Origin of the sequence: Paracoccus sp. (in: a-proteobacteria) (assembly GCF_030538495.1) — a bacterium.
Classification (GTDB): Bacteria; Pseudomonadota; Alphaproteobacteria; order Rhodobacterales; family Rhodobacteraceae; genus Paracoccus.
The window spans coordinates 48585-68116 of record NZ_JAUNTW010000011.1; the positions used below are offsets into that span (position 1 = coordinate 48585).

General features: G+C 64.3%; 21 protein-coding genes. 12 read left to right on the forward strand and 9 right to left on the reverse strand.

Annotated features, from left to right (window positions below; translation table 11 throughout):
* Position 1 precedes the first annotated feature (1 nt).
* Genes zwf through Q4G20_RS11350 form a run of 3 tightly spaced genes read right to left on the reverse strand, consistent with a single transcriptional unit; the run spans position 2 to position 3222 of the window.
* The gene (zwf, locus tag Q4G20_RS11340) at positions 2-1447 is read right to left on the reverse strand and encodes a glucose-6-phosphate dehydrogenase (protein ID WP_303343566.1); all 1446 of its coding nucleotides are present in this window, start codon (positions 1445-1447) and stop codon (positions 2-4) included.
* A gap of 51 nt (positions 1448-1498) precedes the next feature.
* A complete protein-coding gene (locus Q4G20_RS11345) occupies positions 1499-2032 on the reverse strand; it encodes an RSP_2648 family PIN domain-containing protein (protein ID WP_303343567.1) in 534 nt (177 codons plus the stop codon).
* Positions 2032-3222, reverse strand: coding sequence for an RSP_2647 family RNA methyltransferase (locus tag Q4G20_RS11350; RefSeq protein WP_303343568.1), 1191 nt, complete (start codon positions 3220-3222; stop codon positions 2032-2034). Before Q4G20_RS11350 ends, Q4G20_RS11345 begins: the two co-directional genes overlap by 1 nt.
* Positions 3223-3341: 119 nt before the next feature.
* On the opposite strand from Q4G20_RS11350, the gene edd reads away from it, so the two are divergent.
* A complete protein-coding gene (edd, locus tag Q4G20_RS11355; RefSeq protein WP_303343569.1) occupies positions 3342-5144 on the forward strand; it encodes a phosphogluconate dehydratase in 1803 nt (600 codons plus the stop codon).
* 60 nt (positions 5145-5204) lie between these two features.
* Positions 5205-6233 carry a signal recognition particle-docking protein FtsY gene (gene ftsY, locus Q4G20_RS11360; protein WP_303343570.1) on the forward strand — a complete coding sequence of 343 codons (1029 nt, stop codon included), beginning with the start codon at positions 5205-5207 and terminating at the stop codon, positions 6231-6233.
* Here ftsY and Q4G20_RS11365 read toward each other — a convergent pair.
* From Q4G20_RS11365 to hisS, 4 genes are read right to left on the reverse strand one after another with little or no spacing between them, the layout of a single operon-like run.
* On the reverse strand, positions 6222-6680 hold the full coding sequence (locus Q4G20_RS11365) for a cytochrome b (RefSeq protein ID WP_303343571.1): 459 nt from the start codon (positions 6678-6680) through the stop codon (positions 6222-6224). The two genes, ftsY and Q4G20_RS11365, sit on opposite strands and share 12 nt — an antisense overlap.
* 45 nt (positions 6681-6725) lie before the next feature.
* A complete protein-coding gene (hisG, locus tag Q4G20_RS11370; protein ID WP_303343572.1) occupies positions 6726-7406 on the reverse strand; it encodes an ATP phosphoribosyltransferase in 681 nt (226 codons plus the stop codon).
* A complete protein-coding gene (locus tag Q4G20_RS11375; protein ID WP_303343573.1) occupies positions 7403-8464 on the reverse strand; it encodes an ATP phosphoribosyltransferase regulatory subunit in 1062 nt (353 codons plus the stop codon). Before Q4G20_RS11375 ends, hisG begins: the two co-directional genes overlap by 4 nt.
* On the reverse strand, positions 8461-9942 hold the full coding sequence (gene hisS / locus Q4G20_RS11380; RefSeq protein ID WP_303343574.1) for a histidine--tRNA ligase: 1482 nt from the start codon (positions 9940-9942) through the stop codon (positions 8461-8463). Before hisS ends, Q4G20_RS11375 begins: the two co-directional genes overlap by 4 nt.
* Positions 9943-9996: 54 nt before the next feature.
* Between hisS and Q4G20_RS11385 the strand changes: the two genes are divergently transcribed.
* The gene (locus Q4G20_RS11385) at positions 9997-10209 is read left to right on the forward strand and encodes a SlyX family protein (RefSeq protein ID WP_303343575.1); all 213 of its coding nucleotides are present in this window, start codon (positions 9997-9999) and stop codon (positions 10207-10209) included.
* A 7-nt stretch (positions 10210-10216) separates the two neighbouring features.
* On the opposite strand, the gene Q4G20_RS11390 is transcribed toward Q4G20_RS11385, so the two are convergent.
* On the reverse strand, positions 10217-10831 hold the full coding sequence (locus Q4G20_RS11390; RefSeq protein ID WP_303343576.1) for a thiamine phosphate synthase: 615 nt from the start codon (positions 10829-10831) through the stop codon (positions 10217-10219).
* Between the two features lie 194 nt (positions 10832-11025).
* Here Q4G20_RS11390 and Q4G20_RS11395 point away from each other — a divergent pair, with 194 nt between their 5' ends.
* From Q4G20_RS11395 to Q4G20_RS11435, 9 genes are all read left to right on the forward strand, one after another.
* Positions 11026-11748, forward strand: a complete 723-nt coding sequence (locus Q4G20_RS11395; protein WP_303343577.1) for an RNA methyltransferase — start codon at positions 11026-11028, stop codon at positions 11746-11748.
* A gap of 106 nt (positions 11749-11854) precedes the next feature.
* Positions 11855-12997, forward strand: a complete 1143-nt coding sequence (ctaA, locus tag Q4G20_RS11400; protein ID WP_303343578.1) for a heme A synthase — start codon at positions 11855-11857, stop codon at positions 12995-12997.
* On the forward strand, positions 12994-14466 hold the full coding sequence (locus tag Q4G20_RS11405) for a carboxypeptidase M32 (RefSeq protein ID WP_303343579.1): 1473 nt from the start codon (positions 12994-12996) through the stop codon (positions 14464-14466). The genes ctaA and Q4G20_RS11405 overlap by 4 nt, the downstream gene beginning before the upstream one ends.
* A 70-nt stretch (positions 14467-14536) precedes the next feature.
* Positions 14537-15829 carry an adenylosuccinate synthase gene (locus Q4G20_RS11410; RefSeq protein WP_303343580.1) on the forward strand — a complete coding sequence of 431 codons (1293 nt, stop codon included), beginning with the start codon at positions 14537-14539 and terminating at the stop codon, positions 15827-15829.
* Positions 15830-15833: 4 nt separating this feature from the next.
* Positions 15834-16046 carry a DUF2842 domain-containing protein gene (locus Q4G20_RS11415; protein ID WP_303343581.1) on the forward strand — a complete coding sequence of 71 codons (213 nt, stop codon included), beginning with the start codon at positions 15834-15836 and terminating at the stop codon, positions 16044-16046.
* The gene (locus tag Q4G20_RS11420) at positions 16043-16690 is read left to right on the forward strand and encodes a thiamine diphosphokinase (RefSeq protein WP_303343582.1); all 648 of its coding nucleotides are present in this window, start codon (positions 16043-16045) and stop codon (positions 16688-16690) included. Before Q4G20_RS11415 ends, Q4G20_RS11420 begins: the two co-directional genes overlap by 4 nt.
* A gap of 48 nt (positions 16691-16738) precedes the next feature.
* Positions 16739-17854 carry a flavodoxin-dependent (E)-4-hydroxy-3-methylbut-2-enyl-diphosphate synthase gene (gene ispG / locus Q4G20_RS11425; protein WP_303343583.1) on the forward strand — a complete coding sequence of 372 codons (1116 nt, stop codon included), beginning with the start codon at positions 16739-16741 and terminating at the stop codon, positions 17852-17854.
* The gene (locus Q4G20_RS11430) at positions 17847-18056 is read left to right on the forward strand and encodes a DUF333 domain-containing protein (RefSeq protein ID WP_303343584.1); all 210 of its coding nucleotides are present in this window, start codon (positions 17847-17849) and stop codon (positions 18054-18056) included. Before ispG ends, Q4G20_RS11430 begins: the two co-directional genes overlap by 8 nt.
* Positions 18057-18273: 217 nt before the next feature.
* Positions 18274-18801, forward strand: coding sequence for a hypothetical protein (locus tag Q4G20_RS11435; RefSeq protein ID WP_303343585.1), 528 nt, complete (start codon positions 18274-18276; stop codon positions 18799-18801).
* Here the strand turns inward: Q4G20_RS11435 and Q4G20_RS11440 are convergent.
* Positions 18791-19462 carry a DNA alkylation repair protein gene (locus Q4G20_RS11440; protein ID WP_303343586.1) on the reverse strand — a complete coding sequence of 224 codons (672 nt, stop codon included), beginning with the start codon at positions 19460-19462 and terminating at the stop codon, positions 18791-18793. The genes Q4G20_RS11435 and Q4G20_RS11440 overlap by 11 nt on opposite strands.
* Between the last annotated feature and the right edge of the window lie 70 nt (positions 19463-19532).

The following is a 19532-nucleotide window of genomic DNA, read 5'->3' on the forward strand; positions in this document are numbered from 1 at the left end:
CTCATGATCTGATCTCTCTCCAACGGCGGTTGTCGCGGTGCATCAGACGCAACGCTTCTTCGGGGCCAGAGGATCCCGCGTCATAGGGTTCGGGTTCGGCTTTGCTGTCGTCCCATGCGGCGATGATGGGGTCGGTCCAGGCCCATGCGGCTTCGACTTCGTCCCCGCGCATGAACAAGGTCTGGTTGCCGCGGATCACGTCCATAATCAGCCGTTCATAGGCATCGGGCATATCCGCGCCATCCGCCCCCAAGGCATCGGCAAAGGACATATCCAACGGCACCTGCACCAGACGCATACCGCCGGGGCCGGGTTCCTTGATCATCATCTTGAGCTTCATCCCTTCATTGGGTTGCAGCCGGATGACCAGTTCATTCGCGCGCGGCGTGCCTTCGTCGAAAATGGAATGCGGCGGTTCTTTGAACGTCACGGCGATTTCGCTGGTGCGGGCGCGCAGTTTCTTGCCGGTGCGCAGATAGAACGGCGTGCCTTGCCAGCGCCAGTTCGCAATCCGCACCTTCATCGCGACATAACTTTCGGTGCGCGAATCGGGGTTTTCGGCGTCGTCGCGATAACCTGCCGTGCCATCATCGGGCTGATACTGCCCGCGCACAATGTCGCCCGGTTCTACGGGTTCCAATGCCCGGATGACCTTCAGCTTTTCGTCCCGCACCGCGTCGGGGTCGAAATGATAGGGCGGCTCCATCGCAATCAGGCACAGCAATTGCATCATATGGTTTTGCACCATATCGCGGATCGCACCCGATTTGTCGTAATAGCTGCCGCGCCCGGCCACGCCTACGGTTTCGGCCACCGTGATCTGGACGTGATCGACATATTGCGCGTTCCACAAGGGTTCAAACAGGATATTCGCAAAGCGCACCGCCATCAGGTTCTGCACCGTTTCTTTGCCCAGATAATGGTCGATGCGGTAAATCTGATGTTCGTCGAAATGCTGCGCCAGCGTGGCGTTCAGTTCGCGCGCGGTTGCCAGATCGCGGCCAAAGGGTTTCTCAACCACGATCCGGCTGTCGGTGTCCGCAATGCCGTAACGGGCCAGCCGCTGCGCAATATCGCCAAACAGCGCCGGCGCGACGGAAAAATAAAACGCGTGAACCACGCCCTGCCGCATATGATCGCACAGCGCCTGCCACCCGTCGTCCCCGCGCGCGTCAATCGCGACATAGCGCAGCAGCGCCAGAAAATCATCCAGCCGCGCCATATCGCCAGTGCCGCCAAATTCCGCGATTGCGGCGGCGGTTTCGGTGCGGAAGGTGGCGCTGTCCTGTTCGGTGCGGGCCGCGCCGATGATGCGCGCGCTGTCGGGGATTTGCCCCGCGACAAAGCGGCGGAACAGGCCGGGTAAAATCTTGCGCCGGGCCAGATCGCCGGTGGCGCCAAAGATCACAAGGTCGAAATCATCGACCGGAATGACGCGGGAAACCATGCTGTCCTCCGTCTGAGTTTGCGGATGTGTTAGCGTTAACCGCACGTCCGTTCAACCTTTTACCGCTTTCGCCAGCCGGGGCAGGCGGCTGCGTTTCAGCATATCGGGGACAGTCATATCGCCCCCCATCCGCGCGGCTTTGTCGCGCGCGGCCTGAACCGCAGCCACCACAGAATGCGGCGCGCGCGCGTGCAGTTCCAGCAAAAAAGCATCGGGGTGAATGGCGCGCAGGTCGAACCGCGCCATGATGGGGCGCGGAAAATCGCGCAGATTGGCGGTGACGATCAGGTTCGCGCGCCCCGATAATGCGGTGTCCAGAACATGCTGATCGCCGGTATCGGGCAGGTCGGCTGCGGCCTGTGCTGTGGTCGCGGTCAGCGCATCGGGCAGGCGGTCGGAAAGCAGCGCGATTTCCGCGCCCGCAACCGCTGCCTGATCCGGTCCCAGACGCGCGGCGGCGTGGCGCCATTCGTCCAGAATCCGCGCCGACCAGATCGGCGCATACAGCCCCGTCGCCGCAAGGTCGGTCAGAATTTCCCGCAGGATCGTGGGAAAAAGAACATTGGCGTCCAGAACCGCGCGCATCAATCCAGCCGGAAAAACAACGCCTTGAGGTAGCCCGTTTCCGCCAGTTGCGGCAGGGTCGGGTGGTCGGGTCCGGCCTGTCCGGTGTGGATCAGCACGCCGCGCCGCCCGCCGCGCCCAATGCCGCGCGCGCTGACATTGCGAAACGCGGTCAGGTCGGCGGCGTGGCTGCAACTGCACAGCCCCAGATAGCCCCCAGGCGCGACCAGCGGTGCGGCCAGCTTTGCCACCCGTTCATAGGCGCGCAACCCGGCTTCAAGCGCGGGTTTGCTGGGCGCAAATGCGGGCGGATCACAGATCACCACGTCAAAGGTGCGGCCATCGGCGGCCATTTGCTCCATGGCGGCAAAGGCATCGGAACGGATGGTTTCCAACCGATCCGCTGCGCCCATGGCCGCAGCACCCCCTGCGGCCAGTTCCAGTGCCGGGGCGCTGCCATCCACGCAGGTCGCCCGCGTGGCCCCCGCCGCCAGACCGGCCAGACCAAAGCCGCCGACATGGCTGAACACGTCCAGAATCGTGCCGCCGACCAGCCGCTGCGCGAATGCGTGGTTGGGGCGTTGATCGTAAAACAACCCGGTTTTCTGCCCGCCCATCACATCGGCCAGATAGGTCGCGCCGTTCATCGACACCGGCACCGGCGCGTCAGGCGCCGTGCCGCGCAGAACCTGCATCCGTTCGGTTAACCCCTCTAGCCCGCGGGCGCGGCCCTGACCGTTCAGGATCACGGTTTTGACCCCCGCCACGGCGATCAGCGCGTCGGCGATGTCGTCGGCCATCGTATCCGACCATGCGGCATTGGGCTGCATCACCGCCACGTCGCCAAAGCGGTCGATGACCAGACCGGGCAGACCGTCGGCCTCGGCGTGGATCAGCCGGTAAAACGGCGCGTCATACAGACGGTCTCGCATTGCCAAGGCGCGGCCCAGACGGATGCGCAGCCAGTCGCCGTCAATCACCGCGCTTGCGTCGGTATCCATCACGCGCGCCACGATTTTTGATACGGGGTTTACGGTCACCAGACCCAGAGGGCGGCGCTCGGCGTCCTCTAACACGGCAAAGCCGCCGGGGGGCAGGGCGCGGGTGCGGCGGTCCAGAACGGCCTCGTCGGCGTAAACCCACGGAAAGCCGTGGCGGATCGCCTGAGGTTTGGATTTCGGGCGCAGGCGGATCACGGGCAGGTCGGTCATGTGGTATCCTTTCGCCGCCTGATGTGACAGCTTGCCCGCTCCGGCACAAGCGCCGCGTTCGCCGGTTGCGTTGTTATCGCTAACGGAGTAGGATGCGGCAACAGATCCCGGAGGCTGCGATGACCCTGAATCCCACCCTTGACCGCGTGACCGACCGCATCCGCGAACGGTCGCATCAGACCCGCGCCGCCTATCTGGCGAAAATCGCCACAGCCGCCGAACAAGGACCGCGCCGCGCGCATCTGTCCTGCGGCAATCAGGCCCATGCCTATGCCGCCATGGATGATAAGGCTGAACTGGCCGCCGGGCGCGCGCCGAATATCGGGATCGTCACATCCTATAACGACATGCTGTCGGCGCATCATCCTTATGAACGCTTTCCCGATCTGATCCGGGCGGCGGCGCGCGACCAAGGCGCGACGGTGCAGGTGGCGGGCGGCGTCCCGGCCATGTGCGACGGCGTGACCCAAGGCCGCGCCGGGATGGAGCTGTCGCTGTTTTCGCGCGATGTCATCGCCCTGTCCGCCGGGGTGGCGCTGTCGCATGACTGTTTCGACGCAGCGATGTATCTGGGCGTCTGCGATAAAATCGTGCCGGGTCTGGTGATTGCGGCGGCGACCTTTGGCCATATCCCCGCCGTGTTCGTTCCCGCCGGTCCGATGCCGTCGGGCCTGCCCAATGACGAAAAGGCCCGCGTGCGCCAGCAATTCGCGACCGGAGAGGTGGGCCGCGACGCCCTGATGGCGGCTGAAATGGCCAGCTATCACAGCCCCGGCACCTGCACATTCTACGGCACGGCGAACAGCAACCAGATGCTGATGGAGTTTATGGGCCTGCACCTGCCCGGATCGTCATTCGTGAACCCGAACACGCCGCTGCGCGATGCGCTGACGGTGGCGGCGACGCAGCGGGCGGCGGCGATCACGCGGTTGGGGAATGATTACCTGCCCGCTGGTCATGTGCTGGACGAAAAGGCGTTTGTGAACGGCATTGTCGGGCTGATGGCGACGGGCGGGTCCACGAACCTGATCCTGCATCTGCCTGCCATGGCGCGCGCGGCAGGGGTGCTGATCGACCTGTCGGATTTCCACGATCTGTCGGAATCGGTGCCTCTGATGGCGCGGGTTTATCCCAACGGTCTGGCCGATGTGAACCATTTCCACGCCGCCGGAGGCTTGGGCTATATGATCGGGCATCTGCTGGATGCGGGGCTGCTGCACGCGGATGTGCAGACGATCAACGGCACGGGGCTGGACGGATACACCGCCGAACCGAAACTGGACGGCGCCGCGATCCGCTGGGAATCGGGCGCGCGCGACAGCCTGAACGACCGGATTTTGCGCCCGGCCAGCGATCCGTTCGCCCCCACGGGCGGGCTGAAGCAACTGTCGGGCAATCTGGGGCGCGGCGTGATTAAGGTCAGCGCCGTGGCCCCCGAACGCCACATCATTCAGGCCCCCGCCCGCGTGTTCAACGATCAGGAATCCGTCAAAACCGCGTTCAAGGCGGGTGAGTTCACCACCGACACCGTGGTCGTCGTCCGGTTTCAGGGGCCGCGCGCGAACGGGATGCCGGAACTTCATTCTCTGACGCCGACGCTGGCGGTGTTGCAGGATCGCGGTTTGCGCGTGGCGCTTGTCACCGATGGGCGCATGTCGGGCGCGTCGGGCAAAGTTCCCGCCGCCATTCATATCGCGCCCGAGGCGGCGAATGGCGGCCCCCTGTCGCGTATTCAGGACGGCGATGTGATCCGCGTGGATGCGGTCGCGGGCAGCATCGACTGCCTGACGCCGGGATGGGATGCGCGCGACCCCGCGCCCTTTGACCCCGCGCCGAACGCGGTTGGGATGGGGCGCGAACTGTTCGCGGCGTTTCGTGCGGCGGCAGGGTCGGCGGATACCGGGGCCTGTTCGGTCGTCTGACATCTTTTCCTTGGCGCGGTTTCCGCTTAGGGTTTCGTGCAGATCGAAAAGGGGCCGCGCATGTCGTTTTTTTCTAAACTCAAGGATCGTTTGACCCGGTCTTCGTCCAAGATCGGGGCGGGGCTGGATGATCTGGTGGGCGAAGATGTTGCGCCCGCGTCGGAACCTGCGCCCGAACCCGCGCCTGCCCCCGGCCTGATGGGCCGCCTGTTTGGCCGCAGCGACGCGCCCGCGCGCCCGGCGGAACCCCGTCGCGCCCTTGACGACGCCATGCTGGAGGAGCTGGAGGACATGCTGGTCCAGGCCGATCTGGGCGTGGAAACCGCCCTGCGGATCAGCGCCAACATCGCCGAAGGCCGCATGGGTCGCCGCATCTCGGCCACGGAACTGAAGGAATTGCTGGCCGATGAAATCGCGCGGATCATGACGCCGGTCGCGCGGCCCTTGCCGATTTACGCCAAAAAACCGCAGGTCGTGCTGGTCGTCGGCGTCAATGGCGCGGGCAAAACCACGACGATTGGCAAATTGGCCAGCCAGTTTCGGGCGGCGGGCAAATCGGTGGTGATCGCGGCGGGCGATACCTTCCGCGCGGCGGCGGTCGAACAGTTGCAGGTCTGGGGCGAACGCGCGGGCGTGCCGGTCATGGTCGCGCCGACGGGCAGCGACCCGGCCAGCCTTGCCTTTGACGCGATGACGCGGGCGGAAACGGACGGCGCTGATTTGCTGATGATCGACACCGCCGGGCGTCTGCAAAACCGCGCCGATCTGATGGAGGAACTGGCGAAAATCGTCCGCGTCATCCGCAAAAAAGACCCCGAGGCCCCCCACAACACCCTGCTGGTTCTGGACGCGACCACGGGGCAGAACGCGCTGAATCAGGTGGAAACCTTCCGCAAGCTGGCCGATGTGTCGGGGCTGGTCATGACCAAGCTGGACGGCACAGCGCGCGGCGGTGTGTTGGTGGCCTTGGCCGATAAATTCGGCCTGCCGATCCATGCCATCGGGGTGGGGGAACAGATCGACGATCTGGACGCGTTCGACGCGGACGAATTCGCCCGCGCCTTGGTCGGGTTGGACTCAGCGGCCTAACATCCGCATCAGGCTGCGGTTGCGCTGCACGAAATGGTGAACCAGCGCGGCGGCGGCATGAACGCCCGCGATCACCAGCAGCAGGTTGAACAACACGCCATGCGCATCGCCCGCCGGTTCAACGCCGCCGAAAAACGCCATCATGCCGCTGACCGGCACCAGAATCATCAGGGCATACGGCGCGCGATGCGCCCAGGTCGATGCCGCCTGTTGCCATGCGGGCGCGGGCAGGGGGGCCGGCACGCCCGACAGGCCGCGCACAATCAGACGAAGCGCGACCAGAGCCAGAACCGCCAAGCCGATGATGGCATGGGGCGGGGTGCCGGTGGCAACGGTCGCGCCCTGTTCGGCGGCCTCTGCCCCGATTTCGGCCAGATCGCCCATGCTTTCGCCGGTGATCCAGTGCAGGATGACGCGCAGGATGGAATAACGGTCGGGATGGGCCATGGCGCTGCCTCTTGGGGTGTTGCGCTTTGTGTCATCCCGGCTTTATCATAAATCAAGCCCCAGCTGCGCCAGAAACCGTGACAGGTCGGGGCCGCGCGCGTGCCGCCCCGCAAACAACGTCGCCTGAGACCGCAAAATCGGTTCCCCCGCCAGCACCCGCAAGTTATTAGCGCGCAGCGTTTCGCCAGAGCTGGTGATGTCGGCGATTGCCTCGGCGGTTTGGTTGGCGACGGTGCCTTCGGTCGCGCCTTGGCTGTCAACCAGTTGATAATCCGCGACTTCTTGTGCGGCCAGATGGGCGCGCACCAGCCGGTGATATTTCGTCGCGATCCGCAGGCGGAATCCATGCGCAGCCCGGAAATCGCGCGCGACCGATGCCAGATCGTCCAGCGTTTCGCAATCGCGCCAGCAATCCGGCACGGCCAGAATCAGGTCGGCATGGCCAAAGCCCATCGGCGCGATTTCCGCGACCGTGGACGCCCAACCCGCCAGCTTTTCCCGCACCAGATCGGTGCCGGTGACGCCCAATTCAATGCGCCCCGCGGCCAGTTCGCGCGGGATTTCCCCCGCTGACAGCAGGACCAGCGACACGTTATCCGCGCCTTCGACCCGGCCCGCATATTCGCGGTCGGACCCCGCGCGCGACAGCCGCACGCCGCGTTCCGCGAACCAGTCAAAGCTCTGTTCCATCAACCGCCCCTTGGACGGCACGCCAAGGCGGATCATGCCACGCCCCCCAATTCCGCGATCAGGCCGGGGCGGATGATGCCGCCCACGGCGGGGATTTCACGGCCCTTGCCCAGAACCCGCGTCAATGCATCGTAACGCCCGCCCGACGCGACCGGAGGCCAGCTGTCACGATCCGCGCTGAAACTGAACGTAAAGCCGTCGTAATATTCCAGCGTCGTGCGCCCGTGGCTGGCGTTGAACGTAATGCGCGCGGGGTCGATGCCACGCGCCGCGATTGCGTCCATGCGCGCGGCGATGCGGTCCACGGCCCCGGCAATCGCGGGCATATCCGCCGCCAGATCGCGCAGTTGCGCCAATGCGTCGGGCGCGGGCGCGCACAGATCAAACAGCCGTTGCAGCCGTTCCCCCCACAAAGGCGGCAGAGGCGCAACAGCGGCATCCGTGCGCAGCCGCGTGATCCGCGCAATCATATCATCGCGCGTCCGCAACCCGGCCCAAGGGGCTGAATTATCGGGGAAATCGCGCACAGGCGTGGGGTGTGAAAACCGGTCCAGCAGGCGGGCGAACCGACCGGGCCGCCAGATATGGTGCAGCAACGCATCGCGCCGCGCATCGGGCAAAGGCAGGCCCCGCACGGCATCCAGCAACAGCCCCATATCGCCCATTTCCGCCCGCAGATCATAGGGCGCCAGCAGGTCATGAAACAGGCCGAACACCTCGGCATCGGCGGCGGGGTCGCGGCTGAACAGTTCAAATCCCGCTTGCAGATATTCGCTGTCGCGCGGGGTCTCGGGGCGCGTGTCACCCATATCCTGTTTGCGGAACACCTCGCCCAGATAGCAATAGCGTGCGGGTTCCGCGCCGTTTTCCATATGCGCCTGAACGACCGGGACAGTGAAATCCGGGCGCAGCATCATTTCGCCACGGATCGGGTCGCTGGTGACATAGGCGCGGGCGCGAATATCCTCGCCATACAGATCCAGCAGGCTTTCGGCGGGCAACAGGATGTTGGGCGCGATTTCCTGCGCGCCCGCATCGCGGAACGCGGCCAGCAGGCGCAGGCCCGCAGCCTGTTTGACGGATTTCGGCGTCATCCCAAAATCCGCCGCAATTCGGCGACCAGATCGGCGCGGGGAACCTCGGTCTGGGCGGGTTGGGATTTCCATTCCTCGACGCTGGCCTGTGCCGCGATGCGGGCGCCCAGAATCAGGTCTTTGATCTGCACCACGCCGCGCGCGGCTTCGTCCGCGCCCTGAATCACCGCCGCAGGAGAGCCGCGTTTATCAGCGTATTTCAACTGGTTGCCAAAGTTCTTTGGATTCCCCAGATACACTTCGGCGCGGATGCCAGCGGCGCGCAATTCGGCGGCCATGGCCTGATAATCCGCGATGCGGTCGCGATCCATGACGGTGACGACGACCGGGCCAACGGGCGGCGTGCCAGCCAGTCCCTTGGCGCGCAACGCGGCCAGCAGGCGGTCCACGCCGATCGACACGCCGGTCGCAGGCACCTTTTGTCCGGTAAAGCGTTCGACCAGCCCGTCATAGCGCCCGCCACCCGCGACCGACCCGAATTGCCGCTTGCGTCCTTTTTCGTCCAGGATTTCAAAGGTCAGTTCGGCTTCGAACACCGGGCCGGTGTAGTAACCCAAGCCGCGCACGACCGACGGGTCAATCACCACGCGGTCGGTGCCAACCCCCATGGCGGCCAGCATGTCGGCGATCTGGGCCAGTTCGTCAACGCCTTCGGCCCCGGTGTCAGACGTGCCAATCGCGGCGCGCAGATTGGCCAGCGTGGCGGCGTTGTCCGCGCCTTTCGAGGTCAGGAACGCCAGCACCGGCGCGGCCTGCGTGTCCGACAACCCGATGCCGTCGATGAACGCGCCGCTGTCGTCTTTGCGGCCTGTGGTCAGCAGGGCCAGCACGCCGGATTCGCCCACCTTGTCGAATTTGTCGATGCTGCGCAGTACGTCATCGGCCTGTTCGGGGGCGACCTGAGCGGCCTCAAGCACGCCGGACAGAACCTTACGGTTGTTGATGCGCACGATGTAATCGCCGCGGGCAATGCCCACAGCTTCCAATGCGTCGGCCAGCATGGCGCAGATTTCGGCGTCGGCGGCGACTGATGCGCTGCCCACGGTGTCGGCATCGCATTGATAAAACTGACGGAACCGGCCCGGCCCCGGCTTTTCATTGCGCCAGACCGGACCCATGGCATACCGGCGATAAGGCGACGGCAGATCATTGCGGAACTGCGCGGCGACGCGGGCCAGGGGCGCGGTCAGGTCGTAACGCAGCGCCAGCCAATCGCCGGAACCGCCGCCCGGCACGTCGGCCTCTTGCCACGCGAACACCCCGGCATTGGGGCGGTCCACATCGGGAAGGAATTTCCCCAGCGATTCAACTGTTTCAACCGCGCTGGTTTCCAACGGGTCAAAGCCATGGCGGTGGTAAATTTCCGCGATGCGGTCCAGCATCGCCTTGCGTTCGGTCACGTCTGCGCCGAAATAGTCGCGAAAGCCCTTGGGCGTCTCTGCCTTGGGGCGGGGCTGTTTTTTCTGATCTTTTGCCATGGTGCCTGTGCCTTGTGGGCCAAATCCGTGGACCGCTTACCGGAAGGAAACGACATGGACAAGCACGACGACCGGATTCGCCAGCTAGAAGAATCGCTGGCCCATCTGGTGCGCGTCACCGATGACCTATCCGAGGTGATCGCCCGACAGGATGCCGAGCTGGCGCGGCTGACCCGGCGGGTTGAGATGCTGATGCAGGCGGCGGCAGAGCAGCAAACGGAATCGGGATCGATCCCGCTGGCCGATCAGCGCCCGCCGCATTACTGAGCCGGATTTACTGGCCCAGATCACCCCACAGCGCCGCCAAGGCCGCCGCCGGGTCATCCGCCGACCAGATTTCGGTGCCGATGGCCACGAAATCGGTCACGGGGGCCAGATCGGCCAACAGGGCGCGGGTGATCGCGCCTTCGGCGACGACGGGAACCTCGATCATTTCGGACCACCATTGGAACAGATCCAAAGGGGCCGGTTCGCCGCGCCCAAGTGCCGTTTCGCCCAAGGGGCCAAAGGCGACATAATCGGCCCCGGCCTCGGCCGCGTTCATGCCGTCATGGCGCGAATTGCTGCAAAATGCGCCGACAATCGCATCCGCGCCCAGTTCTTTGCGCGCGTCCCGCACGCCGCGCGCGCCATCGGTCAGATGCACCCCGTCCAGCCCGTGCCGCTGCGCCAGCCGGATATGATCGTCGATCACCACGGCAATATCGCGCGCATGGGCGATGTCACGCACCTGATCCGCCACGCGGCCCAGATCGGATTCATCCCCTGCACCGGGGATACGGATGCAGGCGAGGGGGTGGCGGTCCAGAACCGCCGTCAACGTATCGGTCAGGGTCGCCATCGGTGCGCCGGTCGGCAAAATCAGATAAAGTTGCGGCTGCTGGGTCATGGTCGATCCTTTCCTGTTCCTTGTGCCATAACCCAGCCGCGCGACTGGGGAAAGTGGGGCTGTTGGTGGCGGAGCCTGGTGTGATGCGGCGAGCGCCGGGGGTTTCACACCCCCGGACCCCCGTGGGATATTTTTGCACAGAAGATAGATAGGTGCGTCTTGCTGTGGGGGCGGTGGCGGGATAATGTGCGCGGATGAAAACCCCCGTCATTATCCTTGTGCGTCCGCAGATGGGCGAAAATATCGGTGCTGCCGCGCGTGCGATGCTGAATTTCGGGCTGACCGAGATGCGGCTGGTTGCGCCGCGTGATGGTTGGCCCAATCCGCGTGCGGTTGCCATGGCGTCCGGCGCGGCGGGGCGGGTGTTGGACACCGCGCGCGTTTATCCGACCCTTGCCGACGCGATGGAGGGGATCACATTCGCCTGGGCCACAACCGCGCGCGGGCGTGAATTGACCAAGCCCGTTCACACCCCTGCCACGGCCATGCAGGCGGCGCGCGACCATGACGGGCAATCTGCGATTATCTTTGGTCCCGAACGCACCGGTTTGGAAAATGACGACATCGCGCGGGCCAATGCGATTGTGACGGTGCCGGTTAATCCTGACTTTCCGTCGCTGAACCTGGCGCAGGCGGTGTTGCTGATGGGCTATGAATGGGGGCAGGGGGTGTTGCCGCCGGAACCCGCGCCTCATGGTGGGCGTCCTGAATCCGAGGCCCTCGCGGATCGGGTCGAAATTGAACGGCTGGGCGATCATTATGAAGAACGGCTGGTCGATGCCGGGTTTTTCTTTCCCGAAACCAAGGCCGCGTCGATGCGTCTGAACCTGCGCAATATGTGGGCGCGGCTGGCGCTGACGCGGGGCGATGTGCGTATTCTGCACGGCGTTTTGCGGCAATTGACGCGACCTCGTTAATGGTGCCGCGTTAACGGTTTCGCAACGGGTGCGTGTTAGGACGGTCGCGGTTGACCACGCCCCCGCCGGGGCCTAAGTTCCCCGCGTTTTGTGGCAGGAGTATCCGATGGCCAAACGACCCGTGTTTCAGGATGTGACCACGGCGGAACCTCTCCGCCCGGTTCAGACCGGCATGATTGACGCGCGCCCACGCGGGGCGCGTCTGGCGATCCGGGCGTGGCTGGTGGTGCTGTTTGTGATGGTGCTGGCCATGATCGTGATTGGCGGTGCCACGCGGCTGACCGGATCGGGGCTGTCGATCACCGAATGGGCGCCCGTCACCGGCACCATCCCGCCGCTGTCGGATGCCGATTGGCAGCGCGAATTCGATCTGTATCGTCAAATCCCGCAATATACCGAAGTCAACGCCGGTATGTCGCTGGCCGAGTTCAAGACGATTTACTGGTGGGAATGGGGGCATCGCCTGTTGGGCCGTCTGGTTGGGCTGGTCTGGGGCTTGGGGTTCCTGTTTTTCTGGGCGACGAAGCGGATCCCGACGGGCTGGACGCCGCGGTTGTTGGGCTTGGGTGCGCTGGGCGGGTTGCAGGGCGCGATTGGCTGGTGGATGGTCAGTTCCGGGCTGGTCGATGGCATGATCCGGGTCGCGTCCTATCGGCTGGCGGTGCATCTGGGCATTGCCTTTGTGATTCTGGGCCTGATCGTGTGGTATGTGCTGCAATTGTCCCGGTCCGAGGCTGACCTGCTGCGCGCCCGCCGCGCGGGCGAAGCCAAGCTGTTTTCTATGTCCACCGGCCTGCTGCATCTGTGTTTTCTGCAAATCCTGCTGGGCGCTTTGGTTGCGGGGATTGATGCGGGGCGGATGTATACCGGCTGGCCGATGATGGGCGGGGAATGGATTCCATCGACCATCTGGGACGCGACCTTAGGCTGGCGGAATATCTTTGAAAATCCGGCGCTTGTGCAGTTTGTTCACCGCATGGCGGGCTATTTGCTGGCGGTGTTCGGGGTGGTTGTGTGGCTGCGCGCGCGCCGGTCACCGCATCCGGTGACGCGTGGGGCCTTTACGGTGATGATCGTGGGCATGGGCGCGCAGATCGGGCTGGGCATCCTGAATGTGCTGCACGCGTCGCCTTTGCCCTTGGCGCTGACGCATCAATTTGGCGCGGTGGTTTTGTTCGCGCTGATCCTGCGCGCGCGGCATCACGCGCGTTATCCCTTTGAAACCTCGATCCGTGGGGGTGTGCGATGAGCGCATTGGACGATCTGTTTGCCTTTCAACGCCAGACCGAGGCCCTGTCCGCCGTGGCGGAACGTCTGGGTTGGGATCAGGAAACCGTCATGCCGCGCGGGGCGACCGAACAACGGGCCGAGGAAATGGCCGCGATGGAAACGGTTCTGCACGACCGCCGCACCGATCCGCGCCTTGGAGAATGGCTGGACGCGGCAGAGGCGCGTTCGGATGCCGAACAACGCATGTTGGACCTGATCGCCCGCGATTATCAGCGCAGCAGCCGTATTCCCGCGCGTCTGGCGTCGGAATTGGCGCGGCAAACATCGCTGGCTCAGGGCGTCTGGGCCGAGGCGCGCGCCAATGACGCGCCGCAGGATTTCTTGCCGACGCTGGATCAGATCCTGATGCTGAAACGGGAAGAGGCGGCGGCCTTGGCCGATGGCGGCGATCTGTATGACGCGTTGCTGGATGATTACGAACCCGGCATGACGGGGGGCGAGATCGCGGCGCTGTTTGACGCCATGCGCCCGCGTCTGGTCGCGCTGCGCGACGATATTCTGGGCGCCGATCATCAGCCTGCCGCGCTGACCGGCCATTTCCCGCAGGAAACGCAGTTGCGGCTGGCGCGTGCCTGCGCCGGGGCGTTCGGTTACGACTGGTCGCGCGGGCGTCTGGATCTGGCGGTGCATCCGTTCAGCAGCGGCCGTTGGCAGGACAGCCGGATCACCACGCGCGTGGTCGAAACCGACCCGTTCAACTGTCTCTATTCCACCATCCACGAGGTCGGCCATTCCAGTTACGAACTGGGCATCGACGATGATTATGCCTTTACGCCGCTGGGGCGTGGGGTCTCGATGGGGGTTCACGAAAGCCAAAGCCGGATTTACGAAAACCAGATGGGGCGCGGGCGGGCGTTCTCGGGGTGGCTGTTTGACCGGATGACGGGGGCCTTTGACGGGCTGAACATTACCGATGCGGATGCGTTCTATGCCACCGTGAACCGCGTCACCCCCGGTTATATCCGGACCGAGGCGGATGAGGTTCAATACAACCTGCATATCATGTTACGCTTTGATCTGGAACGGGATTTGATCGCGGGCCGTCTGGATACGGCGGACCTGACGGAGGCGTGGAATGTGCGGTTCCTGTCGGATTTCGGCGTGGCTGTGGACCGGCCCGCGAATGGCGTTTTGCAGGATGTGCATTGGTCGGTGGGGCTGTTTGGGTATTTTCCGACCTATGCGCTGGGCAATGTCTATGCCGGGTGCCTGAACGTCGCGCTGCGTCAGGCGGTGCCGGATTTGGACGCGGCGCTTGCGCGGGGCGACGCAACCCCCGGCACCGAATGGCTGCGTGAAAATCTGCAACGTCATGGCGGGCTGTTGCCGCCGCGTGCGTTGATCGAACAGGCCAGCGGCGCGGCGATCCGGCCCGAACCTCTGCTGGATTATCTGGACGACAAATTCGGCGCGATTTACCGGCTGTAACCGGGCTTTCGCCGGGCCTGCAAACACGATAAGGGCAGGTGTAACTTAGGAACACGGAAAGGATCGCGGTATGGCCAATGTGGTGGTTGTCGGCGCGCAATGGGGCGACGAGGGCAAGGGCAAGATCGTGGACTGGCTTTCTGAACGTGCCGATGTGATCGCGCGTTTTCAGGGCGGCCATAACGCCGGTCATACGCTGGTGATCGGTGAACAGGTGTTCAAACTGTCGCTGCTGCCGTCGGGCATTGTGCGCCCGGGCAAGCTGGCCGTGATCGGCAATGGCGTGGTTCTGGACCCGTGGGCGTTGTTTTCGGAAATCGACAAGCTGGCCGCGCAGGGGGTGCAGATTGGCACCGACAACCTGATGATCGCGGAAAACGCGCCGCTGATCCTGCCGCTGCATCAGGATCTGGACAAGCTGCGCGAAGAAGCCGCGGGCAAGGCCAAAATCGGCACCACGGGGCGCGGCATCGGCCCGGCCTACGAAGACAAAGTCGGCCGCCGCACCATCCGCGTGGCCGATCTGGCTGACGAAGAAACGCTGGATGCGCGGCTGGATCGCCTGCTGGCGCATCATGACGCGCTGCGCGCCGGTCTGGGCGCGACCCCGATTGACCGCGCCGATCTGCGCGCGCGGTTGCTGGAAATTGCGCCGAAACTGTTGCCCTATGCCCAGCCGGTGTGGCGGATCATGGCCAATGCGCGCAAATCCGGCAAACGCATCCTGTTCGAAGGCGCGCAGGGGTCGCTGCTGGATATCGACTTCGGCACCTATCCTTATGTCACCTCGTCCACCACAATGTCGGGCATGGCGGCCAGCGGCACCGGCATGGGGCCGGGCGCGATTGATTTCGTGCTGGGCATCGTCAAGGCCTACACGACCCGCGTGGGCGAAGGCCCGTTCCCGACCGAGCTTGACGACACCGATGGTCAGCGTCTGGGCGAACGCGGGCATGAGTTTGGCACCGTCACAGGCCGCAAACGCCGCTGCGGCTGGTTCGATGCGGTTCTGGTGCGCCAGACCTGCGCGATTTCCGGCGTGAATGGCATTGCGTTAACCAAGCTGGACGTGCTGGACGGGTTCGAGACGCTGAAAATCTGCGTCGGTTACGAAATCGACGGGCAGCGTTATGACTATCTGCCGACCGCCGCCGCGTTGCAGGCCCGCGTGACCCCCATTTACGAAGAAATGGAGGGGTGGCAGGAATCCACCCAAGGCGCGCGGTCCTGGGCCGATCTGCCCGCAGCGGCGATTAAATATGTCCGCCGGGTCGAGGAATTGATCCAATGCCCCGTTGCTCTGCTGTCCACCAGCCCCGAACGCGACGATACGATTCTGGTCACCGACCCGTTTTCGGACTGACGCGATGAAGCTGCAAACCCGCAAACGCCTGTCGATCCTGATTCTGGTCGTGCTGATGCCGCTGTATATCGTGGCGGCGGTCACGCTGATGAACTGGCTGGATGCGCGTTTCGGGCGCCTGCCGATTCTGGCCGAGGTGCTGGTTTACATCGTGCTGGGCATCGTCTGGATCCTGCCCTTTCGCCGCGTGTTTCGCGGCATTGGCAAGGGCGAATGACCCGGCCGGTTTCGGCGGATGGGGTGACCTTGGTCGGCGGCGGAGAGTTATCCGCCGCTGATCTGGAACAGGCCCGCGCGATTGCGCCGCTGCTGGTGGCGGCGGATGGCGGCGCGGACCGTGCGCGTGATCTGGGCCATCAGCCTGATTGGATCATTGGCGATCTGGACAGCCTGACGGGTGCCGCGCGGGCGTCGGTGCCGCCCAGTCGCCTGCTGCATGTCGCAGAACAGGACAGCACCGATTTCGTCAAATGCCTGACCCGGATTGACGCGCGTTTTGTGCTGGCCGTGGGCTTTGCGGGGGGGCGCGTGGATCACACGCTGGCCGCGATGACGGCCTTGGTTTCGACCGATGCGCGCGTGCTGATGCTGACGGGCGATGACGTGATTTTCGCCGCGCCGCCGGAATTGCGGCTGGATGTGACGGCGGGAACGCGGGTGTCTCTGTTTCCGATGGGACCGGCCACGGGAACCAGCACGGGTCTGGAATGGCCGATTGATGGGTTAACCTTAACGCCCGCCGGTCAGATCGGCACATCGAATCGCGCGACTGGCCCGGTTTCGTTAACCATGAACGGCCCTCTGCTGGTGATCCTGGCGCGCGATTGTCTGGGCGCGGTGATGGCGGGGCTGAACCTTTGACGCGAGCGCGCAATTGGCGTATCTGCAACCCAAAGAAATGAGGCCCCCATGTCGCTGAATCCGATCCGTCCGTGGCGCAATATCGAACGGCGCACATCGCGTCAGATCATGGTTGGCAATGTGCCGGTTGGCGGCGATGCGCCGATCAGCGTGCAGACCATGACCAACACCAACGGCCATGACGTGCGCGCCACGCTGGATCAGGTGATCCGCGCCGCGGATGCGGGCGCCGACATCGTGCGGATCAGCGCGCCCGATGTGGAAACGACCGCCGCGCTGCGCGAAATTTGTCGCGAAAGCCCGGTGCCGATCGTGGCGGATATCCATTTCCACTATAAACGCGCGATCGAAGCGGCGCAGGCCGGCGCCGCTTGTCTGCGCATCAACCCCGGCAATATCGGCGACGAAACCCGCGTGCGCGAGGTGATCAAGGCCGCGCGCGATCACGGTTGCAGCATCCGAATCGGCGTCAATGCGGGCAGTTTGGAAAAACACCTGCTGGATAAATACGGCGAACCTTGCCCCGATGCGATGGTTGAAAGCGGGCTGGACCATATTAAGATCCTGCAAGACAACGATTTTCACGAATTCAAAATCAGCGTGAAGGCGTCGGACGTGTTCATGGCCGCCGCCGCCTATCAGTTGCTGGCCGACGCCACAGACGCCCCCATCCATCTGGGCATCACCGAGGCGGGCGGCTTTGTCGGCGGTACGGTGAAATCGGCGATCGGGCTGGGCAACCTGCTGTGGTCCGGCATCGGCGACACGATTCGCGTCAGCCTGTCCGCCGACCCGGTCGAGGAAGTGAAAGTCGGTTTCGAAATCCTGAAATCGCTGGGCCTGCGCACGCGCGGGGTGCAGATTATTTCCTGCCCGTCCTGCGCGCGTCAGGGCTTTGACGTGATTAAGACCGTGGAAATGCTGGAAAAACGGCTGGAGCATATCAAAACTCCGATGAGCCTGTCGATCATCGGCTGCGTCGTCAACGGCCCGGGTGAGGCGCTGATGACCGACATTGGTTTCACCGGCGGCGGGGCAGGGTCCGGCATGGTCTATCTGGCGGGGCGTCAGAGCCATAAAATGACGAATGATCAAATGGTTGACCATATCGTCGGCCTGGTCGAAGAACGCGCCGCCCTGTTGGAAAGCGAAAAAGATGCTTAAATTTGCGTGGCTTATCCCGGTTGCGGCCTGTGCAGCGCCGGCGGTGCAGGTGGCAAACCCCGCATCGCAATATTGCGCGAGCCTTGGCGGGGCGACCCGAATCGTGGCGACGCCGGATGGCGAGGTCGGATATTGCGACCTGCCCGACGGGCGCAGCATCGACGAATGGGATCTGTTTCGGGCGTCTCAACGGGCGAATTAACCGGTTGTTAAGGCGGGGGCGCTATACCCGCTTTATGACATGGAACGAATCATATGCTTTGGTGGTGCGGATGGCCGTTCTGGTCGTCGGCGTGGTGATGCGACTGCTGCGCCGTGGCGGCGGTAACAGACCGGTCACAACCGCGCGGTTGCGCCGTCCGGCAATGGACGCGCCACCCCGCATCGCGCTAAACTGCCCAAAATTGCAGGAGAAAACGATGCGCCCCATTCACCCCGCCGCCGCGTTGATGCTGACCGCCGCTTTGCTGGCGGGTTGTTCGAATATTGCGATGACAACCGCTCGCCCGGATGCCCCTGCTGCGACACCGGACACCGCGCCCGCGCCGGTCGCCACGCAGATGACGCAGGAACAGGTGCAAAAGGCGGTTGCGGTGACACGCGCGCCCGCGCCGCGCCCCGCCGCCCGCGCGACCGCCGCGCAGATGAACACCACGACGCGGGAACAACGCGCTGCGGCCGCCGCGCCTGCGAAAACCACCGAATCACGTCTGGGAACCACGGTCGCATCGCTGGGCAACCCGACCGAGGGCGGGTTTTGGGTAAAAACCCCGCTGGTCAAAGAACGCAGCATGGGCCGCGTCGTGAACCCCGCGAATGGCAAATCGGCGCAGGTCGAACTGATCCCGCTGTCGGGTGGCACGGGATCACAGGTGTCGCTGCCCGCGCTGCAATTGCTGGGGGTATCCCTGACGGACCTGCCGACGCTGGAGCTGTTCAGGTCGTAATCAGCCGCGCGGCTTCGCGCCGGGCAAAGGGCTTCATCCGCGCGCCGTGATCGTCCAGAAACGCGGTGACGGTGGCGGGATCGCGTTTCGACAGATCGCGCAGCCACCACGCCACGGCCTTTTGAATGAACCAGTCGCGGTCATCGACCATCTGCGCGGCCCAGCCCAGAATACGCGCGCGGACTGCCAATTCCTCGGGCTTTGGGTTGTTCATTTTGGCCCAAGGCAGCGTGCCGACCAAAGCCGCGCGGCGCGTCCACATATTCGGGTGATCCAGCCAGCCGGCCACCTGATCCACACGCGCAGGATCGGCAATCAGCCGTTTTTGCCCCGCAATCATCGCGTGATCGGCCACGGCCCAGCCGTCAAATTGCGGCACCCAGTCGCAGATCAGCGACCACACCGCGTCATCCGGCCTGATCCGCGCCTGCGTTAACAATTTCGCCGCCGCAATGCGTGCTTCGTGAATGTCGCTGTCCCATAACGCACGGGCCAAATCGACGCGCCCCGCGACATCACGCGCCGCGCGCCAGTCCCGAACCAGATCGTCAATCGCAGGATTGGACACGCCCAAATAACGGCGATCCACCTTATGATAACCTGCCATTTGCGCGGCCTTAGCGTCATCGGCCAATGAAATCAGAGTGTTCAGTTCGTCCATATCCGGCCCCTTTTGGTTGCGTCTAACATTGCGCAGGGGCAGGGGAAAGCCGGGCGGATGCGCCGCCCGG